This is a genomic window from Slackia isoflavoniconvertens, assembly GCF_003725955.1.
Lineage (GTDB): Bacteria > Actinomycetota > Coriobacteriia > Coriobacteriales > Eggerthellaceae > Slackia > Slackia isoflavoniconvertens.
This window is the reverse complement of sequence record NZ_QIBZ01000005.1, coordinates 85,726-100,816: the sequence shown is the minus strand read 5'-3', so window position 1 is coordinate 100,816 and position 15,091 is coordinate 85,726. Positions and strand designations below refer to the sequence as shown.

At 57.4% G+C, this 15,091-nt stretch carries 13 protein-coding genes; 3 read left to right on the top strand and 10 right to left on the bottom strand.

From position 1 onward, the window contains the following. The first annotated feature begins 6 nt into the window (after nt 1-6). On the top strand, nt 7-1,140 hold the full coding sequence (locus DMP05_RS03885) for a hypothetical protein (protein WP_123219249.1): 1,134 nt from the start codon (nt 7-9) through the stop codon (nt 1,138-1,140). A gap of 60 nt (nt 1,141-1,200) precedes the next feature. Beyond that, nucleotides 1,201-2,130: a DUF4268 domain-containing protein gene (locus tag DMP05_RS03880; RefSeq protein WP_123219248.1), complete on the top strand. Its 930-nt coding sequence runs from the start codon at nt 1,201-1,203 to the stop codon at nt 2,128-2,130. Between the two features lie 3 nt (nt 2,131-2,133). Here the strand turns inward: DMP05_RS03880 and DMP05_RS03875 are convergent, their stop codons facing one another. Genes DMP05_RS03875 through DMP05_RS03865 form a run of 3 tightly spaced genes read right to left on the bottom strand, consistent with a single transcriptional unit; the run spans nt 2,134 to nt 3,843 of the window. Next, a complete protein-coding gene (locus DMP05_RS03875; RefSeq protein WP_123219247.1) occupies nt 2,134-2,562 on the bottom strand; it encodes a plasmid mobilization protein in 429 nt (142 codons plus the stop codon). A gap of 5 nt (nt 2,563-2,567) precedes the next feature. Then, on the bottom strand, nt 2,568-3,638 hold the full coding sequence (locus tag DMP05_RS03870) for a site-specific integrase (protein WP_123219246.1): 1,071 nt from the start codon (nt 3,636-3,638) through the stop codon (nt 2,568-2,570). A 1-nt stretch (nt 3,639) separates the two neighbouring features. Beyond that, nucleotides 3,640-3,843 carry a hypothetical protein gene (locus DMP05_RS03865; RefSeq protein ID WP_042433219.1) on the bottom strand — a complete coding sequence of 68 codons (204 nt, stop codon included), beginning with the start codon at nt 3,841-3,843 and terminating at the stop codon, nt 3,640-3,642. Between the two features lie 107 nt (nt 3,844-3,950). On the opposite strand from DMP05_RS03865, the gene DMP05_RS03860 reads away from it, so the two are divergent. Beyond that, nucleotides 3,951-4,397, top strand: coding sequence for a helix-turn-helix domain-containing protein (locus DMP05_RS03860; RefSeq protein WP_342210434.1), 447 nt, complete (start codon nt 3,951-3,953; stop codon nt 4,395-4,397). A 617-nt stretch (nt 4,398-5,014) separates the two neighbouring features. Here DMP05_RS03860 and guaA read toward each other — a convergent pair. The 7 genes from guaA to DMP05_RS03825 form a co-directional block, all read right to left on the bottom strand. After that, a complete protein-coding gene (gene guaA, locus DMP05_RS03855) occupies nt 5,015-6,616 on the bottom strand; it encodes a glutamine-hydrolyzing GMP synthase (RefSeq protein WP_123219244.1) in 1,602 nt (533 codons plus the stop codon). A 162-nt stretch (nt 6,617-6,778) separates the two neighbouring features. Further along, nucleotides 6,779-8,074: a chloride channel protein gene (locus DMP05_RS03850; protein WP_123219243.1), complete on the bottom strand. Its 1,296-nt coding sequence runs from the start codon at nt 8,072-8,074 to the stop codon at nt 6,779-6,781. A 242-nt stretch (nt 8,075-8,316) separates the two neighbouring features. Beyond that, on the bottom strand, nt 8,317-9,159 hold the full coding sequence (locus DMP05_RS03845; protein ID WP_161957462.1) for a uracil-DNA glycosylase: 843 nt from the start codon (nt 9,157-9,159) through the stop codon (nt 8,317-8,319). A 110-nt stretch (nt 9,160-9,269) separates the two neighbouring features. After that, complete coding sequence (locus tag DMP05_RS03840) at nt 9,270-10,031, bottom strand: hypothetical protein (protein ID WP_123219241.1); 762 nt, start codon at nt 10,029-10,031, stop codon at nt 9,270-9,272. Nucleotides 10,032-10,249: 218 nt separating this feature from the next. After that, nucleotides 10,250-11,662 carry a Na+/H+ antiporter NhaC family protein gene (locus tag DMP05_RS03835; protein ID WP_123219240.1) on the bottom strand — a complete coding sequence of 471 codons (1,413 nt, stop codon included), beginning with the start codon at nt 11,660-11,662 and terminating at the stop codon, nt 10,250-10,252. A 49-nt stretch (nt 11,663-11,711) separates the two neighbouring features. Next, on the bottom strand, nt 11,712-12,674 hold the full coding sequence (locus DMP05_RS03830) for a glycyl-radical enzyme activating protein (RefSeq protein ID WP_244595031.1): 963 nt from the start codon (nt 12,672-12,674) through the stop codon (nt 11,712-11,714). Nucleotides 12,675-12,689: 15 nt separating this feature from the next. Further along, nucleotides 12,690-15,059 carry a glycyl radical protein gene (locus DMP05_RS03825; protein WP_123219313.1) on the bottom strand — a complete coding sequence of 790 codons (2,370 nt, stop codon included), beginning with the start codon at nt 15,057-15,059 and terminating at the stop codon, nt 12,690-12,692. Between the last annotated feature and the right edge of the window lie 32 nt (nt 15,060-15,091).

The following is a 15,091-nucleotide window of genomic DNA, read 5'->3' as shown; positions in this document are numbered from 1 at the left end:
ACGCTTATGAACCATAAGGAGAACCAGGAAAAGGCAGAGCTTTCGATTTATCAGCAGGCGTTGAAGGTCGCGAGGGCAAAAGGCGGAGAAGCGAGAAGGAACGTCGCCCGACTGTCGGGCGACGCCCGCCCATTCGATAGGCCCGATATTCTCATCACGGCCGAAGGCGGGAGAAGAATAGTCGGTTTAGAGCACTTCCGCGTTGACCACCATATCGGGAGGGGCAAGAAGGTTGAATCTAAGTCCGCGAGGTTCTCTTCGGATGCGGAGCGGTTTCGAAAGCAACACGAGGATGCAGCTCGCAGGGGCGCTCTGGCAGAAGAGGCTTACCGAGGGTTCGGCGATTTGATCAGCCGGGCGATACGGGAGCAATCGAACGCCTGCGTTGACGACATCAGGGCTTCGCTCGACGCGGGGCTGTTCGGCAAAGACGGTCGCGGGCATGCGTTCAAGCTCGATGCGTATCGCGAGAATATAGTGCAGATTGACGCCAATGCCGATATCCGCCTTGGATTCCTGATCGAGCTCCATGCGGATTTGCGCCAATGGTTCCTCAATGATGGCTTTAAGGAGACTAAGGTATCTCCAGGTCAGTTCCCAATAAGTTGCGAAGCCTATGGGCTTCTCAAGAAGGCATCGGCTCACGTTGACTGGATCGTGCTTGCGTTTTGCCCGCTTTACGGCGATGAGGTGAGAGACGCCGCGATTATCAGATGCTGCAACGGCATGTTCGAAACGAGCGCCGCTCGACAAGGCATAATCCAGACACCATATTTGGGCCTTGGAAAAGAAACGCCTTTCGGCAAACAGGATAGACAAGGAGAGGTTGAGTTCGGCGTCGGAAACGACGGCATTGATTATCTGGTCGAAAACACGTCCGAGCAGATGGACGCCATCGAGTTGTTCAACAACGCGATAAGCGGAGCCGCCGAAGCGCTCAATCTAGCGCGGAAAGGAAAACCCTTTGCCGCGACGACGTCAGTTCAGCTTGCCTACGACATAGCAAAAGACTCCTTGAAGCACAAAAACGGGAATGTTGAGCCGCAGGATGCCCTTAAGGCGATTGGCAGAATGGATCCATCAGGGATGAGCGCGCGGATGGAGAACTGGCGGAAGCAGTGGCTCATCGATAACGTATAGCTCAGTTTTCGATTGATGCGGACGAGGCGCTCTGCGCGCCAACGATTTGATAGGAATGCAATGAAATACAATCTCGACAAGCTGAAGAAAGTCGATCTGCGCGACGTATGGCCGCACGAGGCGCTTGACTTCACCAGATGGCTCTCCGAGGAGCCCAACCTTGCCATACTGAGCTCGGCAGTCGGCATCGAGCTCGAGCTTATAGAGACCGAGTCGTCAGTGGGCTCGTTCAACGTCGACATCTATGCGCAGGAAGCCGGCACCGGACGCAAGGTGATCATTGAGAACCAGCTCGAGGACACCAACCACGACCACCTAGGCAAAGTAATCACCTACGCCGCCGGCAAGGGTGCTGAGGTCGTCATATGGGTGGTGGCCCGCGCACGCGACGAGCACCGTCAGGCCATCGAGTGGCTCAACCAGCACACCGACAGCGACTTCGGGTTCTTCCTGGTCGAAATTGAGCTGTGGGCGATAGGCGACTCGCTCCCCGCGCCGCGGTTCAATGTCGTGGAGCAGCCCAACGAGTGGACGAAGGCTATCAAGCTCAGCGAGGGCCTCTCCGAGACCGAGCGCGTGAAGCTCTCGTACTGGACCAAGTACCGCGAGGTAGCTCAGGCGACTCCCGAGTTTTTGAAGGTTTTCAACCCACAGAAGCCCTCGAAAGACCACTGGACCACTTTGCGCTGCGGCACGTCCGCCTATCACATCGGCCTGCTTATAGACACGCAGCGCGGCCGCATTGGCATCGAGTTTTACGTGCCCGACGACAAGGAAATCGGCCACAAGGCCATCGACAACGCCGATTTGTTTGAAGAGCGTCTCGGTCTTGCGGCCACGCCCTTCGACGCCAAGAAGGCATCGGGGCTTCGCTTCTATAAAGACGGCTGCAAGATCAAGAACAACGAGACCGCCTGGCCGGGATTCATATCGGAGCAGCTCGAGTGGGCTCTCGCCATGAAGAAGCTAATCGCCGAACTGGGGCTTTAGGCGTCAACCGCGTCCCATTCCGAAGATGCTTGCGGTGTTGGATTCTGCATCCATGATGGTTGTCTCTGGCTCTTCTAAAGATGCGAGCTGCTGCCGCGGTTCAGAAGATATCGAATCGCCAACCCCCTCGCCGAGAGCCAGAAAGAACCTCATCACCAGCTCGATCCTCTGCTGCAGGGACTCGCTCAGCTCGCCGTAGGAGGCCGCCAGCCGGACCTCCTTGGCCAACGACGTCATCGAGCCCTTCAGCGCCTTCTGAACGCTCACGGAGGGCCTCACCTCAACTTGGGTATCGGTGAGCTTGGCGATGATGTAGTCCTGCCTGCTCATGCCGCTCCAGGCTGCCATCTCGCATATGATCTTGCGCTCCTCGGGCGTGCAGCGGAACGCCATCGTCTTGCTGCGCTTGCGGGCGCTGTTCTCGCACGGCATCCTTCTTACCCCCTCGCCCCGTCGAGCGCGGCGGCCATTTCGTCCTGCTTCGTGGGGAACAGGTGCGCGTAGCGGTAGGTGATGTCCACCGCCTCGTGGCCCATGCGCTCGGCGATGGCCAGCGCGGAGAAGCCCATCTCTATCAGCAGGCTCACATGGCTGTGGCGTATGTCGTGTATGCGGATGCGCTTCACGCCCGACGCCTTGCACCCGCGCTCCATCTCGTGGGCCAGGAAGTGCTTGGTCACGGCGAACAGGCGCTCGTCGGGGGCGACGTCGTCGCGCACCTCGATGAAGTCCGCCATCTCGTCGCGCAGGAAGGCGGGCATGACGATCGTGCGCACGGACTTGGGCGTCTTGGGGTCGGTAACGGTGTCCACGCCGTGGAGGCTCTGGTACGACTTGTTGATGCGCAGCCGCGAGCTATCCAGCATGAAGTCGGACGGCGTGAGCGCCAGGAGCTCGCCGCAGCGTATGCCCGTCCAGTACAGCAGCTCGAAGGCGTGGAACGACAGCGGCTTGTCCATGACTGCCTCGCTGAACCTCAGGTACTCGTCCTTGGTCCAGAACTGCATCTCGCCGCCCTTCTTCGAGCCGATCTTGTCGACCCTGCGCACCGGGTTGTCGGTGAGGCCGTAGTAGCGCTCGGCGTGGTTGAAGATGGCGTTCAGTTGGTTGTTCACCGTGCGCAGGTACGTCGGCGCCCAGGGCTTCCCGTCGGCGTCCCGGTGCTCGGTGAGCTCGTTTTGCCACCTGATGACGTCGATCGGCCTCACGTCGCACATGCGCATGTCCCCGAAGAACGGCACGAGCTTGTCGTTGATGATGTACTCCTTGGTGATCCACGTGTGCTCGCGTATGCGCGGCTTCACCTCTGAGGCGTACACCTCGACGAACTCGGAGAACGTCATGTCCATGGCCCCGCCGTTAAGGCTCTTGAACTGGCTTTCCCATACGGCGGCCTCCACCTCGGAGGAGAAGCCGCGCTTCGTCTTGTGGCGCTTCGAGCCGCGGGCGTCGCGGTAGTAGCACTGCACGAAGAACGTGCCGTTGCTGTCGTCCTTGTACACGGGCATGTCAGTCCACCTCCGGGAAGTACAGGGCATCGAAGACGTCGCTCCGGACGCGCCCGCGGATCACCACGCGCCCGCGCGCCTCCTGCTCGGCGTTTATCCTCCTGATCACCTCGTAGGCGCTGCCTTTCTTGATCCTCAGCAGCTCCGCGACCTCGTCGGCGTCCAGCATGTGCGGCCTCGGCGTCTTCGCCACCTTCTCGTCCATGGCTCCTCCTATCATTAGCGTACGGATACGTACGGTTTACAGATTCAGATTAAACGTACATATCTGTACTGTCAATAGAATTGCGTACATTTGCGTACGCTGGTAAGATGTGCGGGTACGTAATTCCAGGAGGAGGGCGCATGTCCGTAGGCGAGAACATAAGGCGGTACCGCAAGTCGCGCGGCATGACGCAGGCGCAGCTGGCCGAGGCCGTCGGGCTGACCGAGGGGGCCGTGCGCCACTACGAGAGCGGCATCCGCGCCGTCAAGCCCGAGCTGCTCGAGTCCATCGCCGCAGCGCTCAGCGTGTCCGTCAACGCCCTCAAGGATTACGGCGTCGAGACCGCGGGCGACCTCATGTCGCTGCTCGTGCGGCTCGAGGACTCCTTCGGCATCGTTCCCGCAGCCGACGGCTCGGGCCTCTCCCTGAACCCCAAGGCTCCACGCGCCCCCAAAGCCGCGATGGCGATTGAACTGTGGGCTGAGAAGCGCGTGCAGCTCGAGAACGGCGAGATCGACGCCGCCGAGTACGAGGACTGGAAAGCCTCGCTGTAGCTGCTCCCCGCATTTCGCAACCAGCGCAACCGAATCAGGGCGCCAGGCAAGGCGGTGAGCTCCGCTCGCACCTGAGTATGCTGAGTTTTTACTCCCCATTGCGTGCCAAGTCATTTCCGGCATGTCCGGGGAGTAAACGACGCGGTGGCTTACACGGCGGCACGCGGCGGTACGCCGCGGCATTTCCCCTGATTACTCCCGCTTTCCTTGAGACGGCGAGATTCTTTACTCCCCATTAACCACCTGGGGAAACGCCGTACGGAGACCGTAAAAATGCCCGTTGAGTTCGATTTGAGTTTCACGGGCCCCGAAACAACCCAGTTTCGCCCTCGGGGACAAAAACCGAGCGCCTACTCACTTGGGATAAATCCTTACTCCCATTCCCCCGAATACCGCCCCGTACTTTGCAATCTTGAAATATGGGGAGTAAATGGCGAAATCGCAGGTAAAAGGGAGTAAAAAGGCAAAGAAAAAGCCTCCGTTCCAACACGGGAACGGAGGCTCGATTACCGTATTTACTCACCAATGTCGCTGGCGGCTTTGCCGTGACTCTCGTACGAAACGAAACTCAGCGGCACAGTGCGGTACTCAAAAGTGCAGGTCAAAGCCCTATCGGCTTACTCCCACTCAATAGTCGCGGGCGGCTTGGACGTGATGTCATAGCACACGCGGTTGGCACCGGGAACCTCGGCGACAATGCGGCCGGAAATCTTGGCCAACACATCGTAAGGCAACTTGGCCCAGTCTGCGGTCATAGCATCGCTCGACTCGACAGCACGCAAAATAACGGGGCGCTGATACGTACGCTCGTCGCCCATAACGCCAACCGACTTAATGTCGGGCAGAACGGCGAAGTACTGCCAGCAGCTATGCTCGGAATTGCGGTCGCCCGTCTCTTCGAACAAACGCTGGTTGTATGCATCGAGCTCTTCGCGCACAATCGCGTCAGCATTCTTCAGAATCTCGAGCTTTTCCTTGTCAACGGCACCGATAATGCGAATCGCGAGACCCGGGCCCGGGAACGGCTGACGGAACACGATGTGCGCCGGCAAACCAAGCGCCAGGCCAAGCGCGCGAACCTCGTCCTTAAAGAAGTGGTCGAGCGGCTCGATCAAGTCGAAATGCACGCCATCGGGGAACGGAATCAGGTTGTGATGGCTCTTAATAGTAGCGGTCTTGCCGCCCGTCTTGCGAGCACCCGACTCGATAATGTCGGGATAAATGGTGCCCTGCGCCAGATACTTGACCGGCTTGCCATCGGTCTCGAGCTGCTGAGCCACAGCGAAGAATTCTTTCCAGAACTGCGTGCCAATAATGCGACGCTTCTCTTCAGGCTCAACCACGCCGGCCAAAAGCTCGGCATAACGGTCTTCGGCATGCACATGAATGAAATCGACATCGAGCTGTTTGGTGAAGACCTCTTCAACCTGCTCGGGCTCGCCCTTGCGCAGCAGGCCGTGATTAATAAACACGCAGGTCATCTGCTTACCGATGGCACGCGCGCCAAGAGCGGCAACCACAGAAGAATCAACGCCGCCGGAAAGCGCCAGAATAACGCGGTCCTCGCCCACCGTCTCGCGGAAATCGGCCGTCATGCTCTCGACCAGGTTATCCATAGTCCAGTTCTTCTCAAGGCCGCAGATATTAAACAGGAAGTTCGAAAGGATCCGCTGGCCATACTCGGTGTGCTTCACCTCGGGGTGGAACTGCGTGGTGAAAATCTTCTTCTCGGCGTTCTCCATCGCAGCCACGGGGCACACGTCGGTCGAGGCGACAACGGTAAAGCCCTCGGGCACATCGCTCACGGCATCGAAGTGGCTCATCCACACCGTTTGATCGGCGGGAGTGCCCTCGAAAAGCGCACCGCCATTAACATGCAGTTCAGCCGCGCCATACTCGCCCACCTCAGGATGGAAAACGCTGCCGCCAAGCGTGACAGCCGTAATCTGGTGGCCGTAGCAGAAACCGAGCACAGGCACGCCAAGCTCGTAAATCGCAGGATCGACACGCGGCGCATCCTCAGCGTTCACAGACGCGGGGCCGCCCGAGAGAATGATGGCGGAAGGCGCCATTTCGCGAACCTCATCGGCCGTGATATCGCACGGCACGATTTCGGAATACACGTTCAAATCGCGCACGCGGCGAGCGATAAGCTGCCCGTACTGTGCGCCGAAATCGAATACGAGTACTTTCTGGCTAGAAGACGTTGCCTGAGTCACGGCTTGCTCCTTCGTGTGATCTGTCAACCGCGCACGGCACAGGCTTACAACCTTTCCGCAACGCGTTTTTACATGTCTAACTGGCTATCTTACACGAAACATCGCGCGCACGCGCGAACGCATTTTCAAACGCGCAATGCCCACACGACGAAACGAGCGAACTCACCGCAGCGCACGCGGGAGGGGTATCGCCGAGCCAATCGCAGCCGCAGCGAGCATGCACACCACGCCAGATGGCGGGAAGCACATGAACAGCAGCAACACGACCATCACGGGTTGGCGCATGACCGCGCCCATGAGCGACGCGATGCATACCGCCGCGCAGAAAACCGCATCGACGCCCGCAATGAGCGAGAAACCATAGCCCAAGCACACCCCCGAAAAAATAACGGGAAAGAAATGTCCGCCGCGCCACCCGAAATGAATGCATGCTGGCGTGAGCGCCGCCTTCACAAACGCAGTTGCAATAAGCGTCGCAGCCCCGAGCGCCGCATAGGAATCCATAACCATCTGTGTCTGCGATTCGCCCGCAAACAGGGAAAACGGCAAAACCGTTCCGCATATAGAAAGCAAGAGCCCCGCAAGCAATGCCTTAATCACGGGGCGATCGCCCATCGCGCGAGACGCAGCAGCGCTTGCTTTGTCGCTTGCACAAAACGCCCATCCACACGCGACGCCCGCTGCCGCAAGCGGAATAAACCAAGCAAGCTCCGCCCCGCCAACAACGGCTGCTTCAAAACGAGGCATGCCCATACCCCCTCCAAAAAGCGAGCCCAAGCCAAGGAATGCACCGAGTGCGCCCACAATAGCGCACGCATACACAAACGCCTTCTGCGCTTTAGGAACCTCGATCGCCATCGTATCGGAGCTGCCATCGCCACGCTTCCCTTCGCTCGAAAGAGAAGCTGCAAAACCGTATAGAGGGGCCGTGAACAGCGCCGTGAGCGCCGCTTGACAGCCTAAAACCGTTAACTCGCGAAAATCTGAGCCAAAACGCCTCATACGGTCGCCAACCCAGGTGCACAAGCCCGCAATCACCCCGGTCAAGCCCGCTTCCGGGCCCACGCTGCCGCCGAAAAGCAGCGGCAATAGCGCGGCGATGGACAATTTGCCCAAATGGTCGTATTCATATCGGCCAGTGCTTTTCACCTTGCCCATAACGTCCGGAAGATCTTCGGCAGCAATGCCGGTCTTCTTCTCGTAAAGACCAATCACCACACCACCGAGCATGCAAATAAGGAAGGGGAACAAGGCCACGCCAAAGGGACCTCGAGAAAGCACCGGCGCGACGCTATTGAGCCAACTGGAAAGCGCGAGGCGGCCATCGTTCCACAAAAAGCCGAGCCCTGCATCCATCAAAAAGAAGAACGCCCAGACGAAAGCACCTGCAAGAGCGCCCGTCAACACCACGCACGCGACAAAGAGAGCGCGATTCGCAGGCTTTACCAGCTTTGTCATGTCGGCCCCTTTTCATTCACCCAGGACACATTGCCTGATTCAAACGTCAATACCCGAATATGCCTTCATATGCAGTGTAGCAACACGTCCAGCCAGAAACAGGAGTGGCACATTCCCCAAATGCGACCGCCATATAAAGCGATACGCGAAGAAAGCACTGGCATATCGTCGTGATACAACGTGCCCCGCCCGTTCGCCTGGGCGAAAACGGCGATTCTCGCAATCCGAAAACCGCGACGGCCCTAAGCCAAACTCGCCCAATCAATCGCCGCGCCGCCTGCCCCAAGAAGCAAGGCATTAGTTTTTGAGAACGGACGCGACCCCAAAAATGCCGGCATGCCGCCCGCGGCACGCGATGCGGAAAGGGGCGACGGATGGGTCGAGGCGAGCACGAACTTGTTGCTTCCATAAACAGACACGCCGCATAACGCTGAGTTACAACCTGCTTCAAAATCGTCAAACAAGCAAAGCTCGCCTGACGCAAGGTTGCCCAGAGGGCCATCCGCAGCGCACAGTGCGACTTCCGCAGCAAAATCTTGATTTACGCCCGCAGAAGCGGCGGCTTTTTCGATGAGTTGCTGGGCATGGCGGCCCCATGCAAGGAACACAACGGGCTGAGGCAACTCAAAGCATGCCTTCACCACATGGCTCGTAAGCACTTGCCAGCCGAGCTTCGCATGGCTGGCCGCCTCATGCTCGCGAACGGTGAGTGTAGTGTTCAGCAGCAGCACGCCCTGGTTCGCCCACGGCGTAAGGTCTCCCGATTTAGGCATTCCGCATCCCAAATCGGACACCATCTCCTTATATATGTTGCGCAAACTCGGCGGCAGCTTCTCCCCCGCAGGCACCGAAAACGACAAACCCATAGCTTGCCCGGGTCCATGGTAGGGGTCTTGCCCCAAAATCACCGCTCGAACCTCGCTTGGAGCACAAGACGCAAGTGCATTCAGAACGTCATCTTGTGGCGGGTAAATCACCTGGTTGATGCGCATTTCTTCAACGCTCGCAAGTAGCTCTTCCGACTTTTGCACAACATGGCTCGGCAGCACCGAGCGCCATTCGTCGATTCCATCCCCGCTTTTCACATGCAACCCTTCCGCTTATTCGCAAACGAAACGCATTGTATCGAAACCGCGTTCCAATAACGATGGCAAACCCGCGCGAAAGCCCAAAGCGCAAACGAACCCTCGCACGCCTACGCTGAGACATCCTGGCGTGCTACCACTTTAGCGCGTCTCTCGGCTCGCCGGCGCAGCTTCAGCGCTACATAAGCGACGCCAATCGCAGCATAGGCCAACGCGTTCACCATATAGCCCACAAATCCATCGCCACCAGGTTGCGCATATACGGCATGGCCAATCGAAAGCAAAATGCCCTGAAGCACCATAAGCGCCATAAACGGATAGGCGAGCCTTTGCACCTTTTTCCACGTCGAGTGCTCCATAATGCCACGCACCGTGCGAAACGAAGTAATCCACGGCACAAAGAAGCACACCGTAAGCGGCACCCCCACGACGCTCGCAGCAATGAACATGATGATTGACGTAAGACCACCACCCCACGCCTTATCCCAAATAGGAGTGAAAGAAAGCGGAACCATAATGAGCACTTGAATGACGTGCGCGAAAATAACGAAACCGCCAATAATAGACATCTCAGTGCGAACGGAAAGCAGCCGCTTAGTAAACCACCACTTTTTCGGAAATGCTCCGGCGAACATCACGAGCAAATAAAACGCCACGCCCGTATAACAACTCGCGAAAGCCTGCACAACATAATACAGCCACGGAATCCAGCGAACGATATCGACGAATGTGGCCATGCAAGCGGCGATCCACACTGCATAAAACGCGACAGGGCATTTGCGCAGCGCTGGCGCAAAAGCCATCACGAACGCAACGACAATCACGAGCGCAACAACGATATTGGGCACAACGTCTGGAATATACGGCAGCATAAGCTTCCTTTCTTCATGGATACGGCGATTCAGTATAGCCGCCCACAACGTAATTGCTACCATTTATGGCACATATAAGTCGTATTGCGTACACACCTTCGCACAAAACAAGGGGCGCCCGTATGGACACCCCTTGATACGCGACACCATGACGCGCCGATACGCAGCGTTATCGAGCATTGCCACCGTCTCGGCACCGCCCAATGAGGAAATAACGTTTAGACAGCCAGAATAAAGCCCGCGCCCAAGAACAGCACGCAGGTCACGCCGGCGACAATGCCAATGTATGGCAGCTGCGCCACAGCGTAATCGACGTTATTGATTTTGCACGCTGATGCGCTCATGAGCGTGACGTCGGAATAGAAGCATGCCTGCGCACCGAAGCACGCCGCCGAAATAATGGCGCCAAGCGTCAACGGAATGGAAGCGCCGCATGCCGCAGCAAGCGGCAAAATGATCGGCGTGCACACGGCGGGAATGCTCCAAATGTTCGCGGTGGCGAAGCACACCAAACCAACCAGCACGAACGTAATCACGGGCAACCACGCGGCACTCATGAACGGCGTAGCAACCGAAATAAGATAATCGGGCAGGCCAATCAGATTGATAGCATTGCGGAAGAACAGCGACGCAATGAGCACGGCGGCGATGAACAGCATGTCCTCAAGGCCCTTGTAGCACGCGTCACAGAACTTGCCCAGGCTCATAATCTTCGTTGGCACATACAGCACGAAACACACCACGATGGCGCAAATCACGCCATATAGAATGTCGTCCATCAAAATAGTCACCGCAATAACCACAGCCATCGGCACGAGGAATGCCCACAAATGCGGCGTTGCTTCCTTCTCATCTTTCGTGGAACCGTCGCTGATGGCGCCAAGCACCTCACCCATTTCGTCCTGGTTCATCACGTCGGAAGAATCGGGCCACAGCTTGCCGGTTTTCTCGACGCGCTCGTACGCCTTCTTGATGCCACCCATTTTCGGCACAATGCCAAAAATCACGAGCAGCACGAACAGCACGCACAAAAACGGGTAGAAGAAGTACGGCATGATGGAATAGTAAATACCCATGGCCGAGTCGCCCAACACGGCAGCTTCAGGCTGCTCAGCGAAGATGCCGCTGAAAAACACGACCCATGCGGAAATGGGGATGATCAGGCACACGGGCGCAGACGTGGTGTTGATGATGTAGCACAGCATCTCACGCGGCGTTTTCTTTTCATCGGCGATCGGCAAAATAGTGTTCGCCGTAACCAGAATGGACAGGTAATCGTCGATGAAGATGATCACGCCGCACAGCCACGTGAGGAACAGCACCTGGCGCTCGCTTTTGACGTATTTACGCGCCCAGTTCGCCATGGCCGTAGCGCCGTTGCTTTGACGCAACAACTGCACGAAGCACCCGAACAGCAAGCAGATGATTACGATGTAGTTGTTGTCGGCGTCGCACGCCGCATCGAGCAACGCCTGTATCGTAGGCTCGAAGAAGTCGGCCCCGTAGTAGAACAAGAAGCCCAAAATGCCCGAAAGCAGAATGCTGAAAACGCATCGGCGCGTGATGAACGCGAACACGAAGAAGCTCAGCATGGGAATCAACGTGATGATTCCTAGATTGCCACCATCCACTGTTTTCCTCCTAAGTATTGATGGTTGGTTCTATCATTCAAAGAAAACCTTAGAGTTTCCCGAGCACTTCCGTCCTCGCTCCGACGTCATCTTCGAAATACCGTTTGATTTCGGCGACCCTCTCGTCGCTCGGCGCAGTGAATTCTTGCTGCTGCGAACCAATATTGCGAGCTTTAGCGATGCCGAGCTCGTGGTAAGGCAAAAGTGTGATGCGACGAATGCCGCATTCGCGAACTATATCGCCCGCCGCTCGAATGGCAGCTTCACCGTCGTTCACTCCAGCGATAAGCGGCATGCGCACCGTAATCTTTGGAAGAATCGCCTCATCGGCCGAAAGCAACCGCACGTTCGCGAGAATCGGCTCAACCGAAACGCCCACGAATTCGCGATGAACCTCGTCATCGACGGCCTTGATGTCGAACAGCACATCGGTCACGCCAGGACGAGAGACAAGTTCGAGCAAAGCCCGCGACGAGCCAAAGCCCGACGTGTCCACGCAGCTTGAAATGCCTCGAGCCGCAGCGGCGTCAATGAGCGCGCCGGCGAATTCCGCATGAGCGAGCACTTCCCCACCGCTCACCGTGAGACCGCCGCCCGTATTGTCGTAGAATCCCTTGTCTTTCTCGACCTCGGCAAGCACCTCGCCAACCGTCATGAGCCGCGCAACGGGGCGCAGCGCATTTGCAAAACAGCCATCGGCACAAGCCAAACACACCGTGCATCGTGAGCGGTCGATTGAAACGCCGGCATCGCCGAAAGAAATGGCATGGGCCGAACACACTTCGACGCAATGTCCACAGCCGATGCAATTCGAGGGGCTCACGATGAGCTGCTGCTCATTCTTGATGAGCTCAGGATTGTGGCACCACGCGCACTTCAGCGGACAGCCCTTCAAAAACACCGTCGTGCGAATACCCGGCCCATCTTCGGTCGAAAACTTTTGAATGCTGCCGACAAGAGCCGAAGGCTCCCCTTCCGTATTCAATTCCACATCGAAATCGTCGAAACCCACGAGCCAGCCTTCGTCTTATGCTGACAGGTGTGCAGTGCGCGCGATAATCGCATCTTGCGCAGAGCGGTCGAGCTCAGTGAAATACGCCATGTATCCAGCGACGCGCACCATAAGGCCGCGATAGTGCTCCGGGTTTTCCTGAGCTGCGAGCAATGTTTTATTATCGACGACGTTGATTTGAATATGCTCGCCACCATGCTGGAAGAACGTACGAATCACGCCTTCGATAATGCGGCGGCCGCCTTCGCCCTGCACGCCCTTGGGGTCGAAGCGCAGGTTGAACAGCGCGCCTTCCTGCAAATCGGGCTGGTCAATCGCGGCAACCGACTTCACCGTGGCCGTAGGTCCGCAAATATCGCGGCCCATCATGGGGCTCGACGCATCGCAGAAAGCCTCACCCGCCAGGCGGCCATCGGGCAACGCGCCAGTCACTTCGCCATGTGGGATGTTCATCGTTTGCGAGTCAATGCCAAACGCATAATGGCCACCACGTGCATCGGGCCAGCTTTGAACCTCGTCGGCCACATAGTGCATCATTTCGCGATAAATGCCATCGACATGGGGCGAATCGTTGCCGTATTTCTCAGGCTTGTTGAGCAGCAGCTGGCGCAGGCGCTCGTAGCCTTCGAAATTCGCGTCGCAGGCGGCGATGAGCTCATCCATCGTCACGTCGCCGTCTTCAAAAACACACTTCTCAACGGCGGCAATGCAGTCGGCCAAATTCGCCGCGCCCGTCACATACATGCCGCAGGTCGAAACGCGTGCTCCGCCCTGCTGCACCGACTTGCCGCTTTCCACGCAGCCCGCCGTGACCATACTCGCAAAAATCACCGGGTAGCGATTCATATGGATAGATTGCATCAGGTTGTAGCCAATGCGAATTTGATCATACGCATGAATGATTTGCTTCTTCAGAGCGTCTTTAAACTGCTCGATATTGGTGAATTCGCGCGGATCGCCCGTGCGCAAGCCCATGAGCTTGCCCGTGCGCGGGTCGATGCCATTGTGCAGCACAAACTCGACCATCTTGCCCATGTTCACGTATCCCGCATCAGGGCTGCCATCGGTTCCGCCGCCGCCAGGGCCCGCCTGAATGCAGCCGACAATGGTCCAATCGCGCGCATCTTCGAGCGTACCGCCTTTGCCAAGCGCCATCTTCATAGCGGTTTCGTCGTTGAAGAAACCAGGGTTGGCCTGGCCTTCTTGAATCATTTTGCATCCGAAGTCGATGAGCTCGTGCGGCGTGGTGTCACATACGCGCAACGCCATGACGGGCTGCGTGGTTTGCAAATCGTCGGCTGCCTGCAGGCACAGAAGCGACAAATCGTTGCTCGCATCGCTTCCGTCGCGCTTCATGCCGCCCACCACAAGAATCTGCCACATGGGATAGCCCGCGAATGCCGTAGCGTACCACGTATCGCGCACCTCATACACCTCGCACGCCTTCAGATACAGGCATTCGACGAGCTCGAGCGCCTCATCGCGCGTAAGAATATCTTCATCGATGACGTCTTTTTTATAGAAAGGCCACATATACTGGTCGAAGCGGCCAAAACCGCATGCCGTCGTGCACACCTCAATATGGAACATCACGTGCACGAACCACACCATTTGCACCGCCTGGGCAAAGGTTTGCGGTGGGTTTTCAGGAACGACGCGGCAATTCTCGGCGATACGGCGCAGCTCGGCAGCGCGCACCTCGTTGGAGCATGCCGCAGCCTGACGCTCCGCCTCGTCGGCCATGCGATGAGCATACGTCACAAGGCCCTGCGCCTGAATAATGCATGCGCGCCAGAAATCGACCTTCGCAGCGTCTTCCTGGGTTTGCGGAACGCACGAATCAATGTTGCGCTGGCATTCCTCGATATATCCGCGCATACCCACACGCAGCACTTTTTCATGGTCGCACGTCGTCTCTCCCGACACGCCATTCTCCAAGCCAACGCACAAAATATCGTCGGCCTCGAGCTGCTGAATATATTCAGGCATCGCGGCATCGGAAATATCTTCCATCGATTTGCCCTGCCAATACGGCAGAGTTTCCAGAATGGTCGCCTTGTCTTCAGGCGAAATACGATAAGGGTCCTTTGGACGTGTGCTGAATTCATCGATATCGCGCACGTACCAGCTGCTGCTTTGGAAATCGGGATGCAGATTCGCACCGCGATAGGCATTCGTTGGCGTACCCACAATAAGCTCGTCATCGAAAATCATGCAGCTCATGTGTTCAAGAATATGATTGACGACCTTCGCGCGGAAAACGGGCACCGCATCGCCCGCAAACTGCTTGTAAGCCTGCGTTTGCAGTACCAAATGTTCGGCCGTAATACACGGCGTCGTGCTGAAATGGCGTTCCCTCATGCGATCGATACGTGGCGTACGCATTGCATTCCTCCATATAACGAAAAAGGCGGCCT

Bases quoted from the DNA above. Each gene is read 5' to 3' on its own strand.
- DMP05_RS03870 (WP_123219246.1), bottom strand. From the start codon at position 3,638: ATGCCCGTGTACAAGGACGACAGCAACGGCACGTTCTTCGTGCAGTGC.
- DMP05_RS03875 (WP_123219247.1), bottom strand. From the start codon at position 2,562: ATGCCGTGCGAGAACAGCGCCCGCAAGCGCAGCAAGACGATGGCGTTC.
- DMP05_RS03840 (WP_123219241.1), bottom strand. From the start codon at position 10,031: ATGCTGCCGTATATTCCAGACGTTGTGCCCAATATCGTTGTTGCGCTC.
- DMP05_RS03885 (WP_123219249.1), top strand. From the start codon at position 7: ATGAACCATAAGGAGAACCAGGAAAAGGCAGAGCTTTCGATTTATCAG.
- DMP05_RS03850 (WP_123219243.1), bottom strand. From the start codon at position 8,074: ATGACAAAGCTGGTAAAGCCTGCGAATCGCGCTCTCTTTGTCGCGTGC.
- DMP05_RS03860 (WP_342210434.1), top strand. From the start codon at position 3,951: ATGTGCGGGTACGTAATTCCAGGAGGAGGGCGCATGTCCGTAGGCGAG.
- DMP05_RS03825 (WP_123219313.1), bottom strand. From the start codon at position 15,059: ATGCGTACGCCACGTATCGATCGCATGAGGGAACGCCATTTCAGCACG.
- DMP05_RS03865 (WP_042433219.1), bottom strand. From the start codon at position 3,843: ATGGACGAGAAGGTGGCGAAGACGCCGAGGCCGCACATGCTGGACGCC.
- DMP05_RS03880 (WP_123219248.1), top strand. From the start codon at position 1,201: ATGAAATACAATCTCGACAAGCTGAAGAAAGTCGATCTGCGCGACGTA.